General features: G+C 45.6%; 1 protein-coding gene. It reads right to left on the minus strand.

The window, feature by feature from the left end; genetic code table 11:
- Positions 1-364: amidohydrolase family protein (locus RB160_RS24140; protein WP_316572959.1), on the minus strand; the 364-nt coding region annotated here is incomplete at both ends.

Below are 364 nucleotides of genomic sequence, written 5' to 3' on the forward strand. Positions count from 1 at the left end.
ATAATCATCGACATTTGTGAAATCTCCAGGGATATCGCTTGTGATGTCAGACATGAAGCACTTAAACGCCAGAACCCCTGCATCAGCCAATTCTTCCAGCTTGTCCAGATTTTCTGGTACGAGACCGCCATAGAAAGCATAATCAACATAGTTTTGTGTTTTTGCCGCTTCAAGCTTCAAATTCAATGCCTCTTTATTGATTGTTGCCGGGAGAGCATTCAATGGCATTTCCACATAACTCGTCGTACCGCCGGCCGCCAAAGCCTTCGATCCAGTTTCAAAGCCTTCCCATTCTGTCCGGCCTGGTTCACTTATATGAACATGTGTGTCGATCATTCCTGGCATGACATATTGCCCATTCGCA

The sequence above is a fragment of the Neobacillus sp. YIM B06451 genome, from assembly GCF_032667185.1.
Lineage (GTDB): Bacteria > Bacillota > Bacilli > Bacillales > Cytobacillaceae > Bacillus_D.